This is a genomic window from Methylobacterium sp. J-030, from assembly GCF_022829545.1.
Classification (GTDB): Bacteria; Pseudomonadota; Alphaproteobacteria; order Rhizobiales; family Beijerinckiaceae; genus Methylobacterium.
In genome coordinates this window covers 1-5,203 of record NZ_JAKSYM010000085.1, presented here as the reverse complement: position 1 = coordinate 5,203, position 5,203 = coordinate 1, and the positions used below count along the sequence as shown (strand labels likewise).

At 61.9% G+C, this 5,203-nt stretch carries 7 protein-coding genes; 3 read left to right on the top strand and 4 right to left on the bottom strand.

Annotated elements, in window-relative coordinates; genetic code table 11:
• Positions 1-242 precede the first annotated feature (242 nt).
• The gene (locus MKK75_RS05415; RefSeq protein WP_244041604.1) at positions 243-491 is read left to right on the top strand and encodes a hypothetical protein; all 249 of its coding nucleotides are present in this window, start codon (positions 243-245) and stop codon (positions 489-491) included.
• 215 nt (positions 492-706) lie between these two features.
• Here the strand turns inward: MKK75_RS05415 and MKK75_RS36015 are convergent, their stop codons facing one another.
• Positions 707-1,150, bottom strand: coding sequence for a hypothetical protein (locus MKK75_RS36015; protein WP_313901831.1), 444 nt, complete (start codon positions 1,148-1,150; stop codon positions 707-709).
• A gap of 620 nt (positions 1,151-1,770) precedes the next feature.
• On the opposite strand from MKK75_RS36015, the gene MKK75_RS05400 reads away from it, so the two are divergent.
• Both MKK75_RS05400 and MKK75_RS05395 read left to right on the top strand, forming a co-directional pair.
• A complete protein-coding gene (locus MKK75_RS05400; protein WP_244041602.1) occupies positions 1,771-2,388 on the top strand; it encodes a PAS domain-containing protein in 618 nt (205 codons plus the stop codon).
• 207 nt (positions 2,389-2,595) lie between these two features.
• Positions 2,596-3,342: a recombinase family protein gene (locus MKK75_RS05395; protein WP_244041601.1), complete on the top strand. Its 747-nt coding sequence runs from the start codon at positions 2,596-2,598 to the stop codon at positions 3,340-3,342.
• Here MKK75_RS05395 and MKK75_RS05390 read toward each other — a convergent pair.
• The 3 genes from MKK75_RS05390 to MKK75_RS05380 form a co-directional block, all read right to left on the bottom strand.
• Complete coding sequence (locus MKK75_RS05390; RefSeq protein ID WP_244041600.1) at positions 3,290-3,631, bottom strand: ribbon-helix-helix domain-containing protein; 342 nt, start codon at positions 3,629-3,631, stop codon at positions 3,290-3,292. The genes MKK75_RS05395 and MKK75_RS05390 overlap by 53 nt on opposite strands.
• Positions 3,631-4,380: a ParA family protein gene (locus MKK75_RS05385; protein WP_244041599.1), complete on the bottom strand. Its 750-nt coding sequence runs from the start codon at positions 4,378-4,380 to the stop codon at positions 3,631-3,633. Before MKK75_RS05385 ends, MKK75_RS05390 begins: the two co-directional genes overlap by 1 nt.
• A gap of 388 nt (positions 4,381-4,768) precedes the next feature.
• Positions 4,769-4,945 carry a hypothetical protein gene (locus MKK75_RS05380; RefSeq protein ID WP_244041598.1) on the bottom strand — a complete coding sequence of 59 codons (177 nt, stop codon included), beginning with the start codon at positions 4,943-4,945 and terminating at the stop codon, positions 4,769-4,771.
• Positions 4,946-5,203 lie beyond the last annotated feature (258 nt).

The window sequence follows — 5,203 nt, the reverse complement described above, 5'->3', positions numbered from 1 at the left end:
CCGCGCTTGCCCTGGCGGCTATCTTGACCGGAGGTATGCTCTGACACTCATGAACCTCGCTTGCCCGCGTTATTGCGAACATGAACGAGAAACATATGCCAATGGATGAAAGTTCTGGCCTGCGACTTCAAGGGCAATCGACTGAAACATCGATAGCAAAAATCCAACACATGTTAATGATGGATCTTTATAGCCTTTGATCGTGTTGGACTGAAACTATATTAACTCGGTGCGAAGGCTCTATGTACAATCCATTCTTCTCTTCGTTCATGCTGGCGATCGAGGCTCAGCGGGTCATCGAACTCAGATTGGTTCGATTGGCCTGGGGCGGGGCCGAAGGCCTGGCCGAGGCGCAGTCCATGGTGATCGAGAAAGTCCATGCCGCGGGTGAAGCCATGACGACGCTGATGATGGGCGGCTCGCCCGAGACTGTCATCGCTCGCTATCGTGAGCATGTCGCATTCAACACCAAACGGCTTACTGCTGCTTAAGCCGGACATCTGCAACTAGACTTATGCTAAACGGTTCAACCTTTCAGTAAATTCCAGCCGCAATGGTTTGGCCCAAAGCGATTTACAATCAAAAGCATTGTTATATAGGATAGATTTTTATGCAGAAATTTTCGATGAATATGAAAGAAAATCTTCGTCAGGCGCTTGAGGCTAATCCAGAGCCTTCGATTAGTCTATTAGCAAAGCATCCGCACTCACGTCAGATCATGCTCGTTGAATTGGCGAGACGTGGCTATGAAGTGATTGGGTTGACAGACGATGAAATCGCTGAGATTGTGAAATATCCGCCATTTACGAGAACATAAAGGTATCTTTGGGTCAACGATGCGATACATGACGACTCTTTGGCACGGGCCATCGCGCGCTGCATAGTAGTCCGGTCGGAAAGCCTGCAGCTCGTCTGTCATCCCTTCACCGGACCCGCAAGCATGATCGCTCGACGCACCATACCGAGCTTTCATCGTCACCTGCTCGCTCGTGTAGACCATCTCGGCAGGAACAGGGCTCCAGCCCTTCGCTAGCGGGTAGGCCTTAGTCGCGAGGTTGACCAGCACATCATCCACCGCCGCGGTGATCTCGTCGTCCGATACTTCGGACTTATGACGCAGGTCGCCGACGCTGGGGATCTCTTTGGCCATGGTGGAAGAGTTGCCCCGGCTCCTCCGCCCGTCCACTGATGAACGGACCTGGCTAGCGTGTCGCGTAGTCAGACTCGGTCGCAATAATGGGCACTGGCTACGCCAGCCTGCGATCAGATCAGGTCGGAGGTCGGGACCCAGGATTGCATCACTAGATCGTGACTCTATTCATTCACGACCTAAGTAATCGCGGCCGATAGGCCACGCAGCAGTTCGAGATATCGCATCCGCGTCGCGATATCATTGATAGCGAAGTAGAGGCGCAGAATTTCGTCTGCTTCCTCCTCTCGCGAGGCGAACACGCGTGGCAGTACTGCGTCTGAGTGAGGCAGCAAAAATGCCTCGACAGGTAGGTTTAGGGTAGCAGCGACAGTTCGCAATCGAGCGGCTGCGCCAGTCGTGAGCCGCTTCGACGCCCCTGCGTCATCTCGGTCGATTAGACCAAACGGTTCTTTACTGCCTTTCCGGCCCATGGTGCCCTCATCTGCGCCGAAGGCCACCACATGCGACCAAAGTTCTACCGGTTGCAAGTCTCACCTTCGATACAATCGACACGTGCGCTTTCTCGGCTACGTGAGGGTCGGGCGCGATCAAAGTCGCCAAAGAGGAGGCCATGGACGATGGCGAAGCGGTCCGCCGTGCGAAACCTCACCCGGGCGAACGAGTTGCGAACAAGCCTGGCGGCCTCAGGTGTGGTCGGCACTTGGGAATGGGACCTTGTGAACCGCTGCATCTACTACGACGCTGACGCCGCGGATTTGCTGGTCGGCGATCGCAGCCTAGCCGGCCAGCCGATCGATGGCATAACCGGTCTCACCAACGTCCACCCCGATGACCGTGAATGGATGATGCGTGATCTGGTCAAGGCCGTGGAGTGCGGGGGCTTGTTCTTGGTCGAGTACCGAGTTGTGAACCCCGATCGAAGCGTGCGCTGGCTGCTGTGCCGTGGGCGCATATACCGGGGCGAAGGTGGCCAGGCAGTGCGCGGTCGAGGCATCATCATCGACATCACCGAGAGCCGTGAGGCCAGCGACCCAGGGGAGGGCTATGTCGCGCAGCCGTCGCTACACGAGGAGAACGCGATCGTGCAGGCGACTGACCGCTGCCTGGAGGCGCGGGCGGCGCTGGAACAGCACGGCGCGGTGCACCTGGTACGAAAGATGGATGAACTGCTGCTAGCCGTTGGCTTCGAACTGGCACGTTCGGAGGACCGAGAGCAGGCTTCGCGCCTGCACTGACAAAGGGATAGATGATAGCCGGGCGGCCATAGCATCACGGCTCGCCCGGCCTCGCGCACCTCCCGACCGCGTCCGCGGCGGATAATCCTGAGATAGGCGTGAGTGCGGCCGCGGGGAAGCCGTGGTGTGTCCGCCGCGTCATCGCGAGCGGGTGTTTCGTCCGGTTAAACGACCGTTCGACCGAACGAGACACCCCGCCAAATCAGCATGGCTCAGGCTTTCGTCTCCTACCTGCGGGTCTCGACCGAGCGGCAGGGCCGATCCGGGCTCGGGCTTGAGGCGCAGTGGCGCGCCGTGGCCGACTTCCTCGCGGGCGGCTCCTGGCGCCACGTGGCCGAGCTGGTCGAGGTCGAGAGCGGGTCCAGAGACAACCGCCCTCGCCTCTCGGAGGCCATGGCGCTCTGCCGGCTCCACGGCGCCACGCTGGTGATCGCCAAGCTCGACCGCCTGTCGCGTAACGCCGCGTTCCTCTTCAACCTGCAGAAGGCTGGCGTCCGGTTCGTGGCGGCCGACATGCCGGAAGCGGACGAACTGGTGGTGGGCATCATGGCCGTGGTCGCGCAGGCCGAGCGCAAGATGATCTCGACCCGGACCAAGGCAGCGCTGGCAGCAGCCAAAGCCCGCGGCGTGCGGTTGGGCAAGCCAGAGAACCTGTCGAACCGTGAGGCCGGTCAGGAGCGTGGGCGGGCGCGGCAAGCGCTCAGATCCGAGGACCGAGCCCGAGACCTTGCGCCTGTGATCGCCACAGTGCAGGCGACGGGCGATGTCTCACTGCGCCAGATCGCTGCGGCTTTGAACGCGCGAGGGATCCCGGCCGCGCGTGGCGGGACGTGGTCGGCCGCGCAGGTGCGGCGCGTGCTGGCAGCGTGTCAACCTGTCAACACGTCAACGCGTCGACAGGTCAGCGCGTCTTCGCGAGGCGTCCTTTGCCCCTCTTGGCGAGAAGGTCGTTGATCGCCTCCATCATCACGTCTTGTGTGGTCATGTCAGTGTCGAGGCCCACCAGCTTGATCATTCGGTAGACCTCGGGTTCGACCCACACGGTGATCCCGCGCGCGCCCTGGCGCGTGGCGGGGCGCTTGGTCTTAGTATCCTTGATAGATCGGGAGGCGGCCGGAACCTGGACCGGAGCAGGCCCGGGAGCATCCTCGGGTTCTACGACCGCGGGAGGCTCATCCCGGCGCCCGGTTGAGACGCTATCGGTCACGGCGGCCCGGAGGCTGAAACGAGGCGCGGCGCTCATCAGGCGGCCTCGATGTCGGCAGGCTGAGAGAGGACGAGGCCGATCTGGTTGGCCGCCCACCGGAACAGATCCTCGATCTCCGTCGCCGCCCGCCCCGCAGGTTCAATTTCCTGAGCGGTCCGGCCCGGGATGAAGCCGCGCGAATAGCTAACACGCTGGTAGACCGCGCCCGAGTAGACGGGAATGCCGCGTTCGCGCAGACCGGCGCGGGCCTCCTCCAAATCGAACTCTGTCGACGTGTTACAGGCATTGAACACAACCCACGATGGCTTGCGAGCGATGGTCGTGAGGTCGTGGGTCTGCCCGATCGCGTCGATGTCGAGGATCGAGGCACGGCAGGGGATCAGCACGAGGTCGGACGCCTTGCAGGCCACGAGGGCCGGCCGGTCCGCATGCGGCGCACTGTCTATAATGAGGAGATCGAGGCCGCCGGCCGCAGCCTGGGCCTTCACGTGTTCGAGCTGCTCTGCCGATGTGACGACCGCCTCTGGGTGATCCTTACGGCGCTCGGACCATTTCCAAGCGGACGATTGCGGATCGAGGTCTGCGATCGCGACTTGGAGGCCCGCGCGATGAGCCGCCACCGCAAGGTGCAAAGCCAACGTCGTTTTTCCAGCCCCACCTTTCTGCGAAACGAGAGCGAGGGTGCGCATCGAGTTGACTTTCTGACGGGCTGACGGGCTGACGGGCTGACGGATCATCGCGGCAACAGGTTTACAGTTCATCACCACAACACGATGACGAGACAACCCGTCACCATCCTGACGCGACAAATTGTTGACACGTCAACGCGATGACAGGTAGCTCGGCCTGGACATGACCTTCTACGAGCCTTGCTTAGGAGTGTATGGGCTGACCAGACACCCCTCCCCCTTTCACCCACTCAATCCTCAGGCGTGACGCAAGTCCCCATGAAGGCCTTACGCTCCGGCCCTTCCCTCAGCTTCTGAGCGTCCGCCCGCTGTCGGCAGCGGTCGAGTACCGCCGGATCGACGGCTGATGCGGCCTCCTCACCGGCGGATGTTGCGCCTGAAGTCGGCTTGCGAGCGGGTTCGGGCGCGCTCTGAGCACCAGCTGCCGACGGAAGGCAGGCGAGGGCAACCAGAGCGGTGAGAACCGCGAAAGAGCGGCGCATGATCAAGCTAGGCCGTCGTCGGCTGCCTTGTCCGGATCATCGGGCGTGCGCTCGGCATCCTTCACCGGGTCCTTGCTCTCAGGCTCGCTGCCGGTCGTCGGGTCCGGCACGTTGACGTTCGGGATCGGTATCGTCGGGGGCACGACGCTCACACCCGGCGGCTTGTCCGTCTCAGCCATCGCCATGCTGCTCCTCGTGGTGCCTGTGCCGTCGCGCGGATCAGCAGACCCGCCAGGCGCCTTGCCTGAGGGTCGCAGATCCTGCACGATTGGCAACCACGGACGACAAGCGGCGATTGCCTCAACTTCGATCAGCGCCGTGCCCCCGACGATACCGATCCCGAACGTCAACGTGCCGGACCCGACGACCGGCAGCGAGCCTGAGAGCAAGGACCCGGTGAAGGATGCCGAGCGCACGCCCGATGATCCGGACAAGGG

Bases quoted from the DNA above. Each gene is read 5' to 3' on its own strand.
- MKK75_RS05380 (WP_244041598.1), bottom strand. From the start codon at position 4,945: ATGGCTGAGACGGACAAGCCGCCGGGTGTGAGCGTCGTGCCCCCGACG.
- MKK75_RS05415 (WP_244041604.1), top strand. From the start codon at position 243: ATGTACAATCCATTCTTCTCTTCGTTCATGCTGGCGATCGAGGCTCAG.
- MKK75_RS36015 (WP_313901831.1), bottom strand. From the start codon at position 1,150: ATGGCCAAAGAGATCCCCAGCGTCGGCGACCTGCGTCATAAGTCCGAA.
- MKK75_RS05400 (WP_244041602.1), top strand. From the start codon at position 1,771: ATGGCGAAGCGGTCCGCCGTGCGAAACCTCACCCGGGCGAACGAGTTG.
- MKK75_RS05390 (WP_244041600.1), bottom strand. From the start codon at position 3,631: ATGAGCGCCGCGCCTCGTTTCAGCCTCCGGGCCGCCGTGACCGATAGC.
- MKK75_RS05395 (WP_244041601.1), top strand. From the start codon at position 2,596: ATGGCTCAGGCTTTCGTCTCCTACCTGCGGGTCTCGACCGAGCGGCAG.